Annotated in this window: 19 protein-coding genes; 2 read left to right on the top strand and 17 right to left on the bottom strand. The window is 43.0% G+C overall.

The features are described 5' to 3' along the window. Positions 1 to 13: 13 nt before the first annotated feature. The 4 genes from H3V11_RS06865 to murI are packed head-to-tail and all read right to left on the bottom strand — an operon-like array spanning position 14 to position 3,449. Positions 14 to 1,276 carry an RsmB/NOP family class I SAM-dependent RNA methyltransferase gene (locus H3V11_RS06865; RefSeq protein ID WP_198224290.1) on the bottom strand — a complete coding sequence of 421 codons (1,263 nt, stop codon included), beginning with the start codon at positions 1,274 to 1,276 and terminating at the stop codon, positions 14 to 16. A 9-nt stretch (positions 1,277 to 1,285) separates the two neighbouring features. Continuing rightward, positions 1,286 to 1,960, bottom strand: coding sequence for a DUF3108 domain-containing protein (locus H3V11_RS06860; protein ID WP_198223963.1), 675 nt, complete (start codon positions 1,958 to 1,960; stop codon positions 1,286 to 1,288). A gap of 17 nt (positions 1,961 to 1,977) precedes the next feature. Continuing rightward, complete coding sequence (gene purN / locus H3V11_RS06855) at positions 1,978 to 2,619, bottom strand: phosphoribosylglycinamide formyltransferase (protein WP_198223961.1); 642 nt, start codon at positions 2,617 to 2,619, stop codon at positions 1,978 to 1,980. 23 nt (positions 2,620 to 2,642) lie between these two features. Beyond that, a complete protein-coding gene (gene murI / locus H3V11_RS06850; RefSeq protein ID WP_038648809.1) occupies positions 2,643 to 3,449 on the bottom strand; it encodes a glutamate racemase in 807 nt (268 codons plus the stop codon). Positions 3,450 to 3,684: 235 nt separating this feature from the next. Between murI and tsaE the strand changes: the two genes are divergently transcribed. Both tsaE and H3V11_RS06840 read left to right on the top strand, forming a co-directional pair. Beyond that, positions 3,685 to 4,155, top strand: a complete 471-nt coding sequence (tsaE, locus tag H3V11_RS06845) for a tRNA (adenosine(37)-N6)-threonylcarbamoyltransferase complex ATPase subunit type 1 TsaE (RefSeq protein ID WP_041879587.1) — start codon at positions 3,685 to 3,687, stop codon at positions 4,153 to 4,155. Between the two features lie 3 nt (positions 4,156 to 4,158). Further along, positions 4,159 to 5,481 (top strand): N-acetylmuramoyl-L-alanine amidase, encoded by a 1,323-nt coding sequence (locus H3V11_RS06840; protein WP_078474941.1) that lies wholly within the window; start codon positions 4,159 to 4,161, stop codon positions 5,479 to 5,481. A gap of 366 nt (positions 5,482 to 5,847) precedes the next feature. Here H3V11_RS06840 and H3V11_RS06835 read toward each other — a convergent pair whose 3' ends face one another. From H3V11_RS06835 to H3V11_RS06775, 13 genes are all read right to left on the bottom strand, one after another. After that, the gene (locus tag H3V11_RS06835) at positions 5,848 to 6,489 is read right to left on the bottom strand and encodes a hypothetical protein (RefSeq protein ID WP_198209420.1); all 642 of its coding nucleotides are present in this window, start codon (positions 6,487 to 6,489) and stop codon (positions 5,848 to 5,850) included. A gap of 9 nt (positions 6,490 to 6,498) precedes the next feature. Beyond that, positions 6,499 to 7,485, bottom strand: a complete 987-nt coding sequence (locus tag H3V11_RS11875; protein WP_232335781.1) for a phage tail protein — start codon at positions 7,483 to 7,485, stop codon at positions 6,499 to 6,501. Beyond that, positions 7,485 to 8,063 (bottom strand): phage tail protein, encoded by a 579-nt coding sequence (locus H3V11_RS06825; protein WP_198223959.1) that lies wholly within the window; start codon positions 8,061 to 8,063, stop codon positions 7,485 to 7,487. Before H3V11_RS06825 ends, H3V11_RS11875 begins: the two co-directional genes overlap by 1 nt. After that, complete coding sequence (locus H3V11_RS06820) at positions 8,056 to 9,201, bottom strand: baseplate J/gp47 family protein (RefSeq protein WP_198223957.1); 1,146 nt, start codon at positions 9,199 to 9,201, stop codon at positions 8,056 to 8,058. The genes H3V11_RS06825 and H3V11_RS06820 overlap by 8 nt, the downstream gene beginning before the upstream one ends. Then, complete coding sequence (locus tag H3V11_RS06815; RefSeq protein ID WP_198223955.1) at positions 9,198 to 9,569, bottom strand: GPW/gp25 family protein; 372 nt, start codon at positions 9,567 to 9,569, stop codon at positions 9,198 to 9,200. The genes H3V11_RS06820 and H3V11_RS06815 overlap by 4 nt, the downstream gene beginning before the upstream one ends. An 83-nt stretch (positions 9,570 to 9,652) precedes the next feature. Then, on the bottom strand, positions 9,653 to 10,282 hold the full coding sequence (locus tag H3V11_RS06810; RefSeq protein WP_198223953.1) for a phage baseplate assembly protein V: 630 nt from the start codon (positions 10,280 to 10,282) through the stop codon (positions 9,653 to 9,655). Next, the gene (locus tag H3V11_RS06805; RefSeq protein ID WP_198223951.1) at positions 10,266 to 11,363 is read right to left on the bottom strand and encodes a phage late control D family protein; all 1,098 of its coding nucleotides are present in this window, start codon (positions 11,361 to 11,363) and stop codon (positions 10,266 to 10,268) included. Before H3V11_RS06805 ends, H3V11_RS06810 begins: the two co-directional genes overlap by 17 nt. Further along, on the bottom strand, positions 11,351 to 11,572 hold the full coding sequence (locus tag H3V11_RS06800; RefSeq protein ID WP_025330549.1) for a tail protein X: 222 nt from the start codon (positions 11,570 to 11,572) through the stop codon (positions 11,351 to 11,353). The genes H3V11_RS06805 and H3V11_RS06800 overlap by 13 nt, the downstream gene beginning before the upstream one ends. Positions 11,573 to 11,574: 2 nt before the next feature. Continuing rightward, positions 11,575 to 12,471: a phage tail protein gene (locus H3V11_RS06795; protein WP_078474949.1), complete on the bottom strand. Its 897-nt coding sequence runs from the start codon at positions 12,469 to 12,471 to the stop codon at positions 11,575 to 11,577. Further along, positions 12,471 to 14,996, bottom strand: coding sequence for a phage tail tape measure protein (locus H3V11_RS06790; protein ID WP_198223949.1), 2,526 nt, complete (start codon positions 14,994 to 14,996; stop codon positions 12,471 to 12,473). The genes H3V11_RS06795 and H3V11_RS06790 overlap by 1 nt, the downstream gene beginning before the upstream one ends. Positions 14,997 to 15,161: 165 nt before the next feature. Continuing rightward, a complete protein-coding gene (locus tag H3V11_RS11975) occupies positions 15,162 to 15,368 on the bottom strand; it encodes a GpE family phage tail protein (RefSeq protein WP_080690445.1) in 207 nt (68 codons plus the stop codon). After that, on the bottom strand, positions 15,310 to 15,594 hold the full coding sequence (locus H3V11_RS06780) for a phage tail assembly protein (RefSeq protein ID WP_025330546.1): 285 nt from the start codon (positions 15,592 to 15,594) through the stop codon (positions 15,310 to 15,312). Before H3V11_RS06780 ends, H3V11_RS11975 begins: the two co-directional genes overlap by 59 nt. A gap of 121 nt (positions 15,595 to 15,715) precedes the next feature. Next, entirely contained in the window at positions 15,716 to 16,231 is a 516-nt protein-coding gene (locus H3V11_RS06775; protein WP_037475438.1) for a phage major tail tube protein, read from the bottom strand. Positions 16,232 to 16,234 lie beyond the last annotated feature (3 nt).

Raw genomic sequence — 16,234 nt, 5'->3', positions numbered from 1 at the left:
TTCTTATATCACTTTATTTAATGCGTGTAAGTACAGCGGCAAAAAAACCGTCTGTATGATGTTCACCGGTGTTCAACTGCAGATAGTCACCCTGCATATCAGGTAAGACATTACTTTTAAGCAAAGTCTGCACCGGTTCTATATGCCAGCCAGTATTGGCTGCCAGAAAATTATTTAACTGTTGCTGATTTTCCGTTTCCAGAATACTGCAAGTTGCATACACAAGCCTTCCGCCCAGACGTACCAGTTCAGAAGCTGCCTGTAAAATTGATTGTTGCTGCTCGAGCAACGTCCGGATATTGTCATTACTCTGACGATATTTTAAATCAGGATTACGACGCAAGGTGCCCATGCCGGAACAGGGCGCATCAACTAGCACACAATCTGCCTTATGCTTTAATCTGGCAATACGGGCATCATGCTCATTATCAATCCGCTGCGGATGAATATTAGTGAGGCCTGCCCGAACCATTCTCGGCTTCATATTAGCCAAACGTTTTTCAGCCACATCAAAAGCATACAGCCGGCCACTGCCAGCCATCATTGCCCCCATCGCCAGTGTTTTACCACCGGCTCCGGCACAAAAATCGACAGCAATCTGACCGCGTTTAACGCCTGTTATCAACGCCAGCAGCTGACTGCCTTCATCCTGAACTTCCAGCACGCCGTCTAAAAACAGCGGATGCTTGTTTAAAGCCGGTTTATCAAATAGCCGGATTCCCCATGGCGAAAAAGGCGTAGCTTCAGCACGCAATCCTTCTGCCTGTAACGCAGACAGAATCTTATCACGTTTGCCTTTCTGAGTATTTACCCGTACATCCAGCGGCGCCGGCTGCATAACACTGCGACCGTAAGTAGCAATCTGATTATCATCCCAGCCCTGCTGTTGCAAACACTCAATTAACCATTGAGGCAGCTCAGCAGCTGTTGTCAGATCGGAAGCAAAAGCAGACTTTTGCTCTTTAACATCAATCAGCCACTGCTTTTCTTCAGTGTCACAAAGTGATTCTACACCGTGTACGCTTATTCCCTGCCCTAAAACCAATGCAGCCAAAGCTGCCCGACGTGGTTTTTGATGCGGTTTTGGCAGCATCTTCTGGATTTTCTGCAAATGGCGGATAGTAGCAAACACAGTTTCAGCTATTTCCTGCCGGTCACGCATACCCAGCTTGCGCTCACGCCGGAAAAAAGCTGAGAGCACAACATCTGCAGGCTGTCTGAATGTTAACACCTGTGCCAGCGCAGAAGTAGTTAAATCAAGTTGTTGTGCATTTATCATAATTTCTTAAAAAACCTTCCCGTTAATCCGGCCGCCTTTCAGTTGCAATGTATATACTTTACCATTGTCCACATAGCTAATCCGTACCGGAATATTTTCAAGCTGGGGAGCGAATGCATATTCCACTACATCATCGCCACGACTGATACTGTACTGTCTAATCTCAATTTGCTGTCCGTTTAACATCAGCTGATCACTACCACGGCTGTTAACTGCATCCAGTTGGTACACTTTTTTACCATTAGTCAGATAAGTATTTACGGGCAATTTACCTTGATTAAAGCCCAGCTGCCAGCCAAGAGCAAACATATCATATACCGGCCCGTTCACCGACATATGTTTAACTGCTTCAGAAACCTTACCATAGTCAACCTCATGCCCAGAAAAACGTGCCTGAGCATATGGTTTGCCAAAGCGGCTGTCAGTGTAGGAAAGCGGATTTAAAACTGAGTCTTTTACAATTCCGGACGAAACAAACTGCATTTGGTAAAAAATCAAATTAATTTGCGTATTAATCTGATACTGACCATCCTTTTGCACAAAATCCATATTTACCGGCAAACCATAACTGTCGACAAACTGCAATTGTGCCTGCTTAGGCAGGTCTGCTGCCTGTGCCATAGGTATAAACAGCAAATTTATCCAGACAAACAACAAACCTGAATATACTTTTAACTTCATATTTTTCTCATAACATCTCAGTTTTTCAGGCAGGCCACATTATCCGTAACAGCATCAGCAAGATTTTTAACTCTGTTACCTTCAACTACCAGATTTCCAGCAACAAAATCAGCCACTGCTTTTGGTAAAAGCTGATGCTCAATCTTTAATACCCGCTGTGCCAGAGTATCGGCTGTATCCCCGTTCAGAACAGGTACTACACCCTGGGCTATAATCGGACCGCAATCCAGCTCGGCAGTGACAAAATGAATAGTACAGCCTGCAACCCGGCAGCCACTATCCAGTGCACGCTGATGAGTATGCAGTCCGGTAAAAGCGGGTAATAATGACGGATGAATATTAATTAACCTGTCCGTATAATGTTTGCAAAACTCAGGTGTTAAAATGCGCATAAAGCCAGCCAGTACCACCAAATCAGGCTGATAAGCATCAATATGCTTTATCAATGCCGCATCAAATGCTTCACGGCCTGGATAATCATGATGGCTGATTGCCTCTGTTGTCAGCCCGTGTTGCGCAGCCCACAGTAAACCGGCTGCATCAGCCTGATTACTGATTACTGCCACAATTTCTGCCTGCGCAATATCAGCTTCTGCAAGAGCCTGCATATTGCTGCCGCGACCGGAAATCAGAATCACAATTCTTTTTTTAGCGCTCATCTCTCACCTGTCAACCAAAATACCTAGCCCAAAGAAACCATTTCCAGCTGCTCCAGACTTCGCCCCAGAAATCGCTCACCAATTGTCTGGAAACGTAGCGGAATATCACTGACATAAAACCGGTATTGCGCACCTGAATGATCAGGATTAATCAGATTATGCTGTTCCAGTGCCAATGCAGTGGCTTCAGCAGTCGTAATCGCTGAATCAACTAATTTCAGATCAGGAGCCTCCTGACGGATTAAAGGCTTCAATAACGGATAATGAGTACATCCCAAAACCAGCGTATCCACTTCTTCTGCCAGAATCGGCTTCAGATACTCACGTGCGGTCAAGCGGGTAACTTCATGATCCAGCCATCCTTCTTCCACCAGCGGCACCAGCAACGGACAGGCCTGTGAAAAAACACGCGTTTGTGCATTCTGATTATGAATCGCCCGGGCATAAGCATTACTGTTAACAGTAGTACTGGTGGCTATTACACCAATGTGATTATTCTGAGTGGTTTCCAGAGCAGCCTGTGCACCTGCGGCAATTACATCCAGAACCGGCATTGTGCCTGCAAGCTGCCTTACTTTTTCTCTTGCCACCGCAGCTATAGTATTACAGGCCACAACCAGCGCCTTAACATCATGCTCAAGCAGAAAAGATACAATCTGTTCAGTATAAACCTCAATTGTATGTCTGGATTTCATACCATACGGAACACGCGCCGTATCACCAAAATAAATAATATTTTCATTAGGGAGCCGTTCCATCAATGCGCGAACCACTGTCAGGCCGCCCACCCCGGAATCAAATACACCTATAGGTTGTTGTATTGCAGTCATTTGTCTCTTCATTATTGACCATGACAACTCAGTTCAGCATAAACTGAATTAATCGAATATCAGTCATTATTGTGATTATAGCATTGACCCGGAAATATACTCATAGCTCAGTACACAACAAATGTACATAAAAGAAGCCTGAATCCGGAAACAAGACAGACAGACTGAATTTTATTACTTTCGTTATTACAAACTTTATCGCATAATAACCCCGTTTTGATTAATTAAAAACACCATGTCTGCCACTGAAGTCCGTGAAATTTTTCTGGCTGATGAAAACGATACCCTGAAACTGGGCGAACGTTTTGCACAGCTTATCAGCCCTCCTCTGATTATCTGGCTGGAAGGTGATCTGGGTGCGGGCAAAACAACCTTTACCAGAGGCTTACTCAACGCTCTTGGTTACAACGGTGCAGTTAAAAGCCCAACCTACAATATAGTTGAAACCTACCCGTTTAAAAGCTTTAACCTGCATCATTTTGATTTATACCGTTTTCAAAATCCGGAAGAATGGCTGGATGCAGGGCTTGATGAACTGATTACAGCAGACAGCATTATTTTGATTGAATGGCCACAGCTCGGCGGTGATTTGGCACCTCCGGCAGACATTATCCTGAACATCACCATCAATGGTAGTGGCCGCACAGTACAGATAAATGCCGTTACTACAAACGGAACAAAAACATTAAATAAAATTACAGAATAAACTATGTCCAACCACATCAGCCGCCGGAAATTATTAATTGCATCTACCGGCACGCTTTTAATCAGCCTGACTCCATTTGCACGCGCAGCCCAGACAGGGGCTGATATTGTGGCTTCACGCATCTGGCCGGCCACAGCCTATACCAGGATGACATTAGAATCCACAACACCCATCCAGTTTAAATATTTTCAGCTAAAGAATCCTGACCGTCTGGTTATTGATATTCAGGGGTCAGCCACCAATCAGTTTTTACGTGAACTGAGCAATAAAGTTCTCCCAATGGATCCCTATATTGCCAGTGTCCGCGTCGGACAATTTAATCCTGAAACTATCCGTATCGTGATGGATTTGAAAACCACCGTTAACCCTCAGGTATTTTCGCTTGCTCCGGTTGCCAACTTTAAAAACAGACTGGTAGTGGATTTATATCCTACCGCCACCGTAGCCATGGAACAGGAAAAAAACGATCCGTTAATGGCTCTATTACAGGATTACAGTCACGGTAAAGTAAATAGTGACGGCACTACTCGTCCTCAGGCTACAGCCTCCACACCTCCGGTAAAAAAACTGCCTGAAAATAAACCTCCAGTAACTCAGCAGCCTCCTCAACCATCAGGTACGCCAAATAAACTGAATCGTCAGCCTGTAATCATGATTGATCCCGGACATGGTGGTGAAGATCCCGGAGCCACAGGTCCTTCCGGTCTGCGTGAAAAAGATGTAGTACTCGCCATAGGGCGTGAAGTAAAAAAAATATTGGATTCGTATGGTTATAAAACTTATATGACCCGAAACGAAGATATTTTTATCCCATTGGGTGTACGCGTAGCCAAAGCGCGTAAACTCAGAGCAGATGTTTTTGTTTCCATTCATGCAGATGCATTTACCAATCCGTCGGCAAAAGGTACTGGTGTGTATGCACTTAATCCTAAAGGCGCCACCAGTGCAGCAGCCAAATATCTGGCACAAACCCAGAATGCAGCTGATTCGATTGGCGGGGTAAACTATTCAACTGATAAAAATGTCAACAACACACTATTTGATCTGACTCAGACAGCTACCATCAATGATAGTCTGAAACTCGGTAAAGACGTACTGAATCAACTGGCCAAAATCAACAACCTGCATAAAGGCAGTGTCGACCAGGCAAATTTTGCCGTCCTGAAAGCACCGGATATCCCATCAATTCTGGTTGAAACAGCTTTTATTTCCAATCCGACTGAAGAACGCTTACTATCTAACAGCGATTTCAGAAAAAAAGTTGCAAACTCAATTAGCAGCGGAATTAAGGATTATCTGTCTACAGCAGTGCTGGCGCGCCGCTGATAAGAATCTCCGGAAAAACAAAAAGAAAATGACTAAATGATATTAATTTTAAGCAATCAATATTATATAAACATAATAAAGACAAATCGGATACCTAAATATCAAAATAATTTATTTTATAAATTTAAAGTTTGAACAAATTGGTATCAGATAAAAAGAAATACAGGATATTGATTGTGGTTATTCATTCCGCCAACAATCAATATTCTGTAATAATTGAAAATTAGTAAGTATTAATAGAATTATTAATTAATTATTAAAATAACAAAAAAACAATTTATTTAATAAATTTGATAATATTTCGTAGCTATTAATAACTATGAACTTATTACAAAGCTATAGATTAAATTATTAAAAATAATTCAATTAAATATTACTGGCTTCATGCCATATATCAAATATTTGCTTTTCACCCAGTTGCAAAACATCAGTTAAATATTTCCACCAGTTATCATCGTTTAAAGCAAAAAACTGAGTTTCCAGAATGTAATTGCGAATCTTGATTAAATCAATTCCCTTTAACACATCTTCTGCATCTTTCACTAATGCTTCTTTATTTTTCCCCAGAGTGATTTCCAATTGAGAAAGCATTTGTGTGCGGGATAATGAACCGGCATTGTTACGTTTATCCTGCAAGCGTAACTGTTCAGCATCGGCTTTTTCTATCCAGCTATTTGTTTTATCAGACCATTGATGGTAAATATCAGGACAAGGTATTGTAGTTACAGTAGCTGGCAATACGCCCAATTCATTGATTACCACCATTTCTCCGGTTTTCTTACTATAAACGGTTTCTCCGCGATGATCTTCAATATACTTCCATGTTTTACCCGTCCATTGAGCAACAAATCCATGTTTGAATTCCGGCTGTTCAGTCTGAATACATAATGCGGGAATTAAATAATGACCATTATTTGCCAGAGGGTCTAAGTCAGCGATAGTTATTCCAACAAAATAATTATTTTCGTCTAACTGGCATACAGGAATAGTTTTTGCTTGTATTTCCATTTTCATTCCTTAAATTTTAATGCAGGCTAATAATGCGATATTTTTTGGACGATTTTCGTTTGCGGTAGGTACTACTCTACTAGCATCAAAACCAAAATCATCAGTCTTGTTATTTTTGTCCATCAAATTAGTGTTTGCTGAATAACGAGTGCCTACATCGTAGAAAGCGCCAGTAAGTGTATCAAAACTTACACCTCCGGCTCCACTACAGATGCCTGTAATATTTCTGATTGCATCACTTTGTTTACTACCAAATACTCTTTCAGAATCAATATTGTTTCCATCATCCCATGCCCTAAGAAAATAACCTCTTAAATCAGGCAAATTAAACGTCGTTTTACCATCACCTGCTCCAAATATCGTTCCAATGGCAGCAAATAAATTTGCATATACCGTTCGAGACAATGCAGTTCCATTAGCTTTTAGCCAGCCAACAGGTGCTGTTTCCATGGCGAAAAACTGAACAGCTCCAGCTGGCGTGGCATTAATATCTGCACTACCATCAAATGGCACACCATTTATTGTACATATTGTTTGTAATCTGGTAGCAGTAGCAGCATTACCCGATGTATCCTGATTACCCTTAATATTGACACCCGGTAAATTTATATCTGTTTTGGCATTAAATATAACACCACCAATTTTTCTGGCTGCTATCTGAGCTGCATACGAGGCTGTAGCCGCATTTCCGGAAGTATTCTGATTTCCGGGCTTATTTACTCCGGGTAAATCAATATCTGCTGAACCATCAAATGCGACCCCACCCACATTTCTGGCTTTGCTAAGTTTGTCAGCTACCTGTGCTTTTTTGGCCAAATCTGCGCTGGCAGCTGTAGCTGATTTATCCAGTTTATTGTCTTTGAGCCATTTGGTTCGATTGGCTAACTGTCGTGTCGGTACATTATCGATACCATTTTCACCACCCAATACCGGATCGGATGTTTCCCATTGATAAATACCTTCTTCCCAGAACGAAGATTCTTTTAAATTTGCCATTAAGCAGTTCCTTTGTTAAATGAGCCATCCCGCTGTGCCTTTCCGTTATGCTGTAGTGGTACAGCAGTATAATCGAGACTGGAAAGCACACAGCGTGCCGGAGCAAAAGCAGCCAGAGTTTGACGTAATAAAGCTGCCTGTTGATTGGTAATCGGGTGATTCAGTAAAATACGGTAATGCGCCCAGTAACTATTATGTCCGTGTACATAGATACCATCGCGCTGAATATTACCGTTGTGCCTCTGGTGATTGAGCCCTTCAATAATCGTTATTTCACCAAAGCCAAGGCGGCGGACAATCTCCCGTAACGACCAGGGTGTTCCCTTGTTACGGTGAAGCTCGTATGCACCTTTAATCAATTGCCTTTTAGCTTGATCGCTTTCTGCCAGCCAGTATCCGTTTACTCCGAGAATACAATGGCTTTCAGCCAGAAGTTCAAGATGATCGGTCAATACCAGTTCTACTAGCCGAGGCATAAGCTGTGGTGTAGACACCAAATCAAGACGTAATCCCAGAGCAGCCAGTGCCCGCATACGCTGATCACGCTCAATCACTTCTGCATATGTCAGCCTAGCCATCCACTGCCTCCTCTGCTATGCTCAGGGTCAGATCAGTACAGTGTGCCCATGTATCAGCAGCAATCTTAGTCAACGCTAAATCCGGTGTGGCAACGTTATAAACACCATTAACTTTTAATAATGACTGTATAACTAAAGGGACTACATCTACTCCGAGTCGTTGCTCCTGACTAATCTGATATTGCTGCCAGGCAGTTCGGGCTGCTGCAAGTACAGCTCGTGCGTCAGTTCCTATATACAAAGTTAATATTGCATTTACCTGATAAGTAAAAGTTTTAGGAGCCCGTACAATTACCTGATCACATAGTGGGCGTACCCGCTCATCAGACAAAGCTGACTGAACCTGATTAACTAGTTCTGCTGAAGGCAAGCCGGTTTTTGTAAGCAAATTCACTGCAACAACACCCCCCAAGGGTTTACCTTGTTTATCAGTATCATTGCTTACATAGACATCAATGATGTCCTGACTTACCTGTCTGGCAAAATATTCATAGGCTCCTACAGGTCCGGCAACTGAAAATGATTCAGGAGCAAGCAGAATACGTACCCGATAAGCATCATCGCTTTCAACATCTACTCCGCCACTTGATGTCGTGACATTGCTGACCTTAATTTCAGTAATATCGGTCAAATGATCAGCTAAAGTGTTTATCTGGCCTGGTGACCAGCCATTTCCTATGATTCCCGTTGCCTGACAGACAGCATTGAGCTCAATGCTGGGAGTGGTTGCGGTAAGCATACCTGCTACTGTAGTAGTAAATATCAGCGAGTCCACTGTAACTCTGGTTTCTTTCGGGATCACAATCTGCTCTTTACCTTTTAGTACAGCCTGAAAGCGAAGTGTTGTTTGTGCCGGCTGGGCCTGTAATCGCGGAGTGTTAACATCATCACCACATAAATCCAGCATCAGGCCGGTAGCAAAACGAACATGCTGCTGCCTGTAAGCCTCATTTACCTGTTGACGTGTTAATGCTTCACGATAGGCGTAAGTATTAATCAGTAAGCGTTCAATATGCGCCGGCTGTAGTGTTTTGCCGGTACGATTCTGATAATCATTTATGGTATCGGCCAGAATCGTTGCCAGATCGTCCTCAACTATTTTTACATCTGTTCGTGAAAGCTTAGTTAAATCTGTCATTTTTGTACCAACCCAATATTTGTTTGATAAATTTCACCGGCTACCTCTTCTGCGATCCGCCAATGAACAGTTATCGTCAGTTCAGGTGCGTGACCAGTAAAAGAGACTTGCTCCACTACCACACGCTTTTCCCAGGTTTGAATAGCGAGAATCACCTCACGCGTTACTCCCGGAATAAAGACATCTTCTGGTGTATCCAGATAGTCCAGATGGTCTGAACCAAAAGTCGGCCGGGTTACATCTGTCCCTTTACGGGTTATTAAAATATTCAAAATACATTGATTAATATCATCAATACCGGTAACAATATCGCAGCCACTATCCAGTGGCGCTAGCTGCCAGTGGCGGGTAAGCGGTGTTATGGTCATAGCGGTTTTCCAAAAATAAAAAATCCCTGTCAGAATGAACAGGGATATAAAAAATAAGAATTAGCAGAGCGTTTCGCTGATTATCAGTTTGGTTTGCCCGTATTTCCACCTGAAGTCAGATCAGGATGAGTATGACTCTTAAGACTTTTACCATCGGCTACCACATCTCCGTTTTCAACCTTAATTGTGCCGGTTATTGAGGCTGCCGTACCACCACCGCCGGAACCGGCCATTCCGCCCTGATAGGTCAGTTGCCCCTGTACCAGTAAGCTGCCGGTAGCAGTAGTAGTAGGTGCATCAAGAGTAATATCACCTGCTTTAACCAGTACCGTATCTGCTTCTACAATTACTGCTCCACCAGTCTGAACACATACTTCACCACTATTGCGATTATGGCTGATCACCGTACCATTACTGAATTTTTTCATCCAGACATTATTATTATTTACCGGTGTGCTATCAGCCTGATTGTATAAGGCTCCCAAAACCACACCATTTTCTCCCCGTGCATCCAGAATACAGGCGACTAGCTCCCCTCTGTCAGGCAGTGAATAAAAACTGTTTCCGCCTGCAGCAGCAGTCAGCATTGGCAGCCAGTCAGTCTGAATATTTTCTAATGCCGGTAAACTGACTTTAAGCATATGCCGTCCGGCATCTATGGATTCAATAATACCAAACTGTAAAGTCGCACCGAATTCATACAGTTTCTGCATGTTTATCACCATCTGCGTTATCAGCAATATATTCAATCATATTTATTTCCAGAGACGTTACATAACCTGAACTGCGGCCCAAATTATGGCTTGCCTGCTTAATCTGGTAATTTCCCGACATTTTGCCATAACCGCTCAGACGAATAATCTGACCGGCTACCAGCTTGACATTACCAAAAAGATCCAGAGTGCCGGTTACCTGACACTTGCGTGCATCGGCCAATGCAGCATCTGCACGTGCAGCTAATTGCTGCTGTGATTCCCCTTTATTAGCCACAATTTTCAGCTGGTCACCGCTTGCACCCTGTTTACTTTGCGGGCGTAACGGCTGTCCTTTACGCTTAACCGTACGTACTTGTTTAGCCTTAGGGTCGTAGCCTGAAGCAACCACTTCATTAGGAACGCCTTTGATCTGATCGCGAAAACTGGCTGACTCAATATCTTCTGGCAGCAACACCAGTACCGGTTCCTGTGCAGTTAATTCCGTATTGGCAATAAAAGCCAGAGTCTTATCAACAATTTTAAAAGTATAGCCAAACTGTTTTGCTAGTCGCGCCAGAAATTCAACATCACTTTCCTGATACTGTGTGATACGTTCAATTTCCAGCTTGGCAATCGGATTTTTAACCACCAGTTGTAATCGTGCGGCTACTGTCTGTACAATTTTTTCCAGAGTGGTTTTTTCATACGCCTTAGGCTGTAAAGTCCGGCTGGCCGAAGTAATGCCAGTTGAAAGCGCTTTCAGAGTAATCACATTTGGTTTAAATGCATAATCGATATCCGCAATCTCAAAACTACCAAGATTCACCAGACCGGTAAACTGATCACCCAGAGAAAACGACAGCAAATCACCCTGTTCAGGATACCAGTTACGCAACCATCTGCCATCTGTATCTTCAAACGACACAGAAAGCTCATCTGATTGCTCCCCCAGATAATCCGTATAACTAATGCTGATAAGATAAGGCTTAATTGCTAATGTAATGTCTTTTTTTTCGTATTCGATAGTGAAATCCGGCATAGTAACCGGATGTGTTTTGCTTAAGCCTGATAATCCTTTTAGCATATTTACCGCATCCATGGTGGCATATCCTCTTGAGCAGCATGAGTATCAGACCGGATAACCGGAATCAGTACAGTCAGATTTGCCGTAAACTGTTCAGCCAGCGCTAAATGCGGGTTGGCCGCAATCAGCCTGTCAATCATCGTGGCATCACCATAGTATTTATGTGCAATCAAATCCCAGCGATCCCCTTCACTGGTCTGATATTGCAAGACTGAATCAACCATAATCAGACCTCATCTTTTCTTGCAGCCAGCCATGCCGTCAATGACTGGGTACCTGCAGTTGCATTTCCAATACTGTCTTCTACCGTTGCTAACACTTGTTCACTGGTATTCAGCCAGTCGCCCCACTCTCCGCTATCGTAACCGGTTTGTATTAAATTAATACATGTTTGCAGCTGACAGGCTGCCTGACCTGTGTAAGACAGAAAATCTGCTGCTCCGGCCAGATTTCCGAACCATTCACCAATCTCAGGTAAAGTATTCAGTTTATCCAGAGTCTGACCACCTATAGACAATACATCTGCAATCAACCCCATCCAGCCCGCAGTATTATGCTGAACAGTACGCGCGCGCGTAATCAGGTTCTGAATATCAGTAATATTCTGTTCAACAGAATGATAAATACGCACACCAGTCTGAACCGCTGCGGAAACTTTATTAACCGCGCCTTTAACCGACTCCGGTAAAAGAGCAAGCAACGGATTCTGTCCGGTCATGATTCCCGGTGTTGGTAACGGATTATTCGGATCACCAACAAATTCAAGCAATTCAACACTAATTTCGCGCGCCGCCGTACGCCCTTTAGCATCCTGGATCAAAGTTGTACTGCTTAATTGCTGTATCACAAACCAGCCCGCAAACCGCCCGGAACCGAACACCAGTGCCAGCGCCTGCTGCGCTTCTTTAGCACTAATCAGCGCATTATAGGCATTATCCGGATTAGCCAGTTTCCAATGCAGCAGCATACCAAAACGTATCGTAGTCAAATCATTACCGGTAGCCTGCAGGCGCGGTCGCCCGGCCAATACATCATGTTTGGCAAAAACAGCACTGTGCGTTTCTTCATAACTGGTGAAACTATCCAGCACTTCAAAGCGAATATCCCCTAGCATTGCATACATCAGTAACTCCTCAACTCTTTTGCCTGCATCATGCGCCGGTACATATGTTCAAATTCACGCTGGCTCAGTGCAAGCGCCTGCTGAATGACTGAACGGTCAGCATTACCATTAACCTGAATTGTTGGATTAAAATTAATGGTTACAGCACTTGAATCATGTCCGGCCGGATAACGCTTCTGTGCAAACTCTGCTGCATTTAGCTGCATTTTTTCATTTAACTGTGCAGTCAGCTTTCCGGAACCGGCTTTAAATTTCTGCTGTAAACGCTCAGCTACCTGACCTATCGCCGAAACAGGTTTATCCGCCCCAAGATCAACTCCCAGATGCATTCCCTCCATCAGCGAGCTGCCTATACTTTTAAATACCCGGCTGGGGGAATTAATACCCAATACTGATTTAGCCTTATTAATAATTTTACTGGCAAACTCACCTACAGCATTAACAGCTTTACTGATACCTTCAGTAAAGCTTCGGACCAGACTATCAATAATATTGCGCCCGAATTCACTGAATTTAGCAGGTAATTCTCTGAAAAAATTCATACCGGCTTCAAATTTGGTCTTAACCGTATCCCATAAACCAATAAAGAATTTCTTGATTGGCTGCCAATATTTATAAATCAATAAGGCGGCCACACCAATTGCCAGCGCAACCCAGCCTATCGGTGACATCAAGAAGGCTCGGCCTACTGCCATAATTCCCTGACGCAGCAAATTAAGTACAAACCTGCCTTTACCTAAAACACTAAACCCCTTCCCTAAATTCGAAAAAACCGAAAACAGAGGTTTCACCGCCTTAGAAATCAGACCAAAAGACTGCACAATTTTTTTGATGGGAGCCATTGCTGCACGACCAATTGCACCAAATGCTTTTTTCAATAAACCTAATGCAGCACGACCTTTACTAAAAACAGCAAACTTTTTTCCAATGCCGGACAGCTTACTGCCAAAAGACATCAGTTTCTGACGCAATGAACCTGCAGATTTTCCTACTGAGGAAATTGCAGTTCGAAGACGCTTAAATACAGAACCACTTTGCTTAAGCTCACGTGCCACCTGAAAACGGGCAAAAATAGTACGCAGAACAGCCAGCGGACCGGTAACCATAGTAATCGCATAACGAACAGTCAGTAATACCATCCGTAAGCCTGCCATTCCAATACCAAAAGCCACTACAGATTTAATCAGCGTCGGATGTTTCTGAATAAAAGGCAATACAGTATTAAGCAGCACATCTTTAGCCACCTGAGCGAAAGTATTAATCTCCGGTGCAAGAATAGCACCAAAAGCATTCCCGACTTCAGCAACCGAATTTTGCAGATTTTCCATACTGACAGCCAGCGTATTTGTCTGCAGCTCTGCTCGCTGATCAAGAGAAGGCTGCTGATTTATTTTAGTTTGCATGGCCTGATAACCGGAATGACCACCTTTAGCAGCGGCTGAAGCAACTTGTCCGCCCTTCCCGCCAAACACAGCATCCATCATATTCAGTGCAGCGCGTTCACCATACTTAGTTTTAACAGCTTTAAAGTTCGTTTCCAGCTCACTAATAACCACACGCATGTCTTTAAGTGAACCGTCTTTATTAAATAAATCAAACTTTACACCGGATTTCTGCATCATCTGGCGCATTTCCGCATTCATAGCTGACGTAGCCAGATGCATAGCTTTAGGCCCCTGAGCCAGCCTATTCAGAAATTCTTCCATCCCATCTGCGGCCACAGCTTTACTGATACCGCCTTGTATTGCCATACCTTCTAAAGCATATATTTTTTGCTGGTTCTGTAAACCGGTCAGATGAAGCCTTTGCAGAGGAGAGGCCATAGCACTTTGAAATTTTTCTATATCTTCCAAACTCATTCCGGTCGAATAAGCCATTTTCTGTACAGCATCCAGACCGGCTGATAATTCAGTATCTTTCAGCTTATAAGTTTGCATCAGCCCATTGGCAACAGAAATATCCTCAATTTTTTTACCGAATAATGCATTAAAACTGGCTATTGACTTCATACCTCCCTGAAGTAGCGAATCATCAGACATATTAGCCATCTTCATATTAGTGGCAAGACTGGTAAAATCATTTTTATTTCCCCGCTGCTCAAGGCTTAGCTGTGCTGTTCGGGCATTAATCTGATCAAATCCGCCTAATCTGCTATCATTTTGCATCATAGCCTGCTTCAGCCCGGTTTCAGATGTTTCGCGCTCCATATAAATTTTTACAGACTTTTCAACTGGTTTCATCAAAGCTTGCAGCGTGCTCTTAGTTTTGCTTAATTCACTACCGATTTTAGTGCGTTGCTCCAGAACCTTATTTTGTCTTTCAATTGCCTGAGTTAATTTATCCTGAGCATTACCCGCTTTAGCCGTCGCTGCTGAAAAACTATCAATAGAGCGAATTTGTCCATGTAAACCTTGTAAAGCTTTTCCCATCTCCTCAACATGCCGGGTCGCTGTACTGATAGCAAAGCCAAAAGCCTTTACAGAACGGTGCACCTCACCAAAATCAGAAACGAATCCATTATCCATAACGGCACCAATATATTTTTCTCCAATTACCTAACTGTATTGGAATCTACTTATTTATATTATTTGTTGTTTCGATTACTGTGACTGTCAACTTATTATCACTTCATAACCACGCTTATAAGCTTACAACAAGTTAACAGCACAGTTACTTCAGACAGCAACCAGTTATAGTTTGCTGTATTTGGCTTTAATCTGCCGGTTAGCCTGTTGCTGCCATTGCAAAATTTCCTCTAGAGACATTTCATCAATATCTGCCGGAGAAAAACCAAACCACCACGCTAAATCCGCAGCTGCCTGATAAAAACTATCCCAATCAGTGAGTACCCAGACAAAACTGACGCACCTGCGTGTAGTCCTCCCATGACAACTCATCAAAATCTTCACTTTGCAGACCAGATGCCATAGCCAGACACTGAGCTTCCTGTAATACTGCATTATCAGGATACTGTTCTGCAGCACGTTTAAAATCTTTAACCCGTACCCGGCGCAATGTCAGCTCCGTTATCGCACCACTTGGTGTTTGCAGTGGTTCCGCCAGTTTAATTACTTTGCCTGTACCCAATTGTTCTTGCAGATTTTGCGCTTCAGTTTGTGCCATATTTATTCCTCGACTAATCAATAATTACTGAATCAATTCAGCATATAAAAATACTTCAACCATAAAAAAGCTCACTCCAGTAATCAGAGTGAGCATTCAAATACATCAATACAAATAAAAATTACATACCAATATTTGCACGCATCTGCGCCAACATATCCACACCATTTACCCGGTACTGATTGGTAAATGCGTTGTAATACAACACTTCACGACCAGCTACTGTCTGATGAATTTCGGTAGCCTGAAAAGTGCTGGCGAATTCAGCTTTTTCTTTCGGTTTATAAGTTCCCAACGGATTTTTGCTGAAAGTTGCCATTACAGTCACGACCATCGGAGCCTCAGCTGCAAGTCCAGAAGCATTAAATGCCTGCACATTGGCACGAACCATTAACTGACAAGCTTTGAAAGGGTTATATACTTTTGTAAACACATCCGGATAGAAACTATTCCAGGTGATTTCCCCTTCCAGTGCCTCAATCCCGCTAGGCAGTTTTACTGAGCCCACCAGACCCAGACCTTTAGTTTCTGTCTGACCAACAGAAATATCCGGTAATTTAAACTGACTGGCACGGCCTAACTGACTATTACCATTAACATAAACATTGGCATTATAAATTGCATTAAATTCTGTCATAAC

Source organism: Snodgrassella sp. W8158 (assembly GCF_016100435.1).
GTDB classification, from domain to species: Bacteria; Pseudomonadota; Gammaproteobacteria; order Burkholderiales; family Neisseriaceae; genus Snodgrassella; species Snodgrassella alvi.
This window is presented reverse-complemented; position numbering and strand designations above follow the sequence as displayed.

Bases quoted from the DNA above. Each gene is read 5' to 3' on its own strand.
- H3V11_RS06860 (WP_198223963.1), bottom strand. From the start codon at position 1,960: ATGAAGTTAAAAGTATATTCAGGTTTGTTGTTTGTCTGGATAAATTTG.
- purN (WP_198223961.1), bottom strand. From the start codon at position 2,619: ATGAGCGCTAAAAAAAGAATTGTGATTCTGATTTCCGGTCGCGGCAGC.
- murI (WP_038648809.1), bottom strand. From the start codon at position 3,449: ATGACTGCAATACAACAACCTATAGGTGTATTTGATTCCGGGGTGGGC.
- tsaE (WP_041879587.1), top strand. From the start codon at position 3,685: ATGTCTGCCACTGAAGTCCGTGAAATTTTTCTGGCTGATGAAAACGAT.
- H3V11_RS06840 (WP_078474941.1), top strand. From the start codon at position 4,159: ATGTCCAACCACATCAGCCGCCGGAAATTATTAATTGCATCTACCGGC.
- H3V11_RS06835 (WP_198209420.1), bottom strand. From the start codon at position 6,489: ATGGAAATACAAGCAAAAACTATTCCTGTATGCCAGTTAGACGAAAAT.
- H3V11_RS11875 (WP_232335781.1), bottom strand. From the start codon at position 7,485: ATGGCAAATTTAAAAGAATCTTCGTTCTGGGAAGAAGGTATTTATCAA.
- H3V11_RS06825 (WP_198223959.1), bottom strand. From the start codon at position 8,063: ATGGCTAGGCTGACATATGCAGAAGTGATTGAGCGTGATCAGCGTATG.
- H3V11_RS06820 (WP_198223957.1), bottom strand. From the start codon at position 9,201: ATGACAGATTTAACTAAGCTTTCACGAACAGATGTAAAAATAGTTGAG.
- H3V11_RS06815 (WP_198223955.1), bottom strand. From the start codon at position 9,569: ATGACCATAACACCGCTTACCCGCCACTGGCAGCTAGCGCCACTGGAT.
- H3V11_RS06810 (WP_198223953.1), bottom strand. From the start codon at position 10,282: ATGCAGAAACTGTATGAATTCGGTGCGACTTTACAGTTTGGTATTATT.
- H3V11_RS06805 (WP_198223951.1), bottom strand. From the start codon at position 11,363: ATGGATGCGGTAAATATGCTAAAAGGATTATCAGGCTTAAGCAAAACA.
- H3V11_RS06800 (WP_025330549.1), bottom strand. From the start codon at position 11,572: ATGGTTGATTCAGTCTTGCAATATCAGACCAGTGAAGGGGATCGCTGG.
- H3V11_RS06795 (WP_078474949.1), bottom strand. From the start codon at position 12,471: ATGTATGCAATGCTAGGGGATATTCGCTTTGAAGTGCTGGATAGTTTC.
- H3V11_RS06790 (WP_198223949.1), bottom strand. From the start codon at position 14,996: ATGGATAATGGATTCGTTTCTGATTTTGGTGAGGTGCACCGTTCTGTA.
- H3V11_RS11975 (WP_080690445.1), bottom strand. From the start codon at position 15,368: ATGAGTTGTCATGGGAGGACTACACGCAGGTGCGTCAGTTTTGTCTGG.
- H3V11_RS06780 (WP_025330546.1), bottom strand. From the start codon at position 15,594: ATGGCACAAACTGAAGCGCAAAATCTGCAAGAACAATTGGGTACAGGC.
- H3V11_RS06775 (WP_037475438.1), bottom strand. From the start codon at position 16,231: ATGACAGAATTTAATGCAATTTATAATGCCAATGTTTATGTTAATGGT.